Here is a 698-nt window from a genome sequence, read left to right as displayed (position 1 = left end):
AGTATGGACGAACCTACTCAGTAATGGCATTAAATTTTCAAAAGATAGCAGTGAAATTCAAGTTAGCATCAAACAAGAAATGAACAATGTGATCGTCACAATATCTGATTCAGGGATTGGTATTTCTCTCGAGGACCAAAAGCGTATATTCGAGCGATTTTTCAAGGCAGATCGTTCCCATAGTCGTAAATATGATGGGAGCGGTATGGGACTTGCCATCGTTAAACAGATAGTATCGCTTCATCAAGGCGACATCTCGGTGGAAAGTGAGCTCGAGCGAGGAACAACGTTCATTGTCACCTTGCCAATAACAATGCCAACAGAGTAATTACATTGGGATTGTACTGTTTGAGTTGTACTATTCGGATTCTAATACACAGATCGTACTGTACCGCTCAAATCGGGACGTTCTTCGTGCTCCATCCGTCATACTACGGCATCATGTGCAAAGTTATCTTGCATGTGGTGACGTAGTATTTTTTTGTTTTATTTATTTTGTCATTTCATATACAGTTCATTTTGGCGCCATGAAGGGTACATCTTCTTTTGTTCAAATTTCGTTAATAGCTGGGTAGGAATAGAGAGGACAGGAGAAGATGAGCGTGCCACAAACAGAGGATGTAAAAGCGAAAAGTAAAACCAGAACAAGGAAATCACTTATTATTCTACTTAAAATAGTAGGAGCATTAAGTTTAGCA

General features: G+C 39.4%; 1 protein-coding gene. It reads left to right on the top strand.

All coding sequences use genetic code 11. The features are described 5' to 3' along the window. Positions 1-328 (top strand): sensor histidine kinase (locus AC1DWB_RS36710; protein ID WP_477545965.1); only part of this gene is annotated, 328 nt, incomplete at its 5' end. Positions 329-698: the final 370 nt, after the last annotated feature.

The sequence above is a fragment of the Paenibacillus sp. P4_E11 genome, from assembly GCF_056401635.1.
Note: the sequence above shows the minus strand (reverse complement) of the source record. Positions and strands in the feature narration are given on the sequence as shown.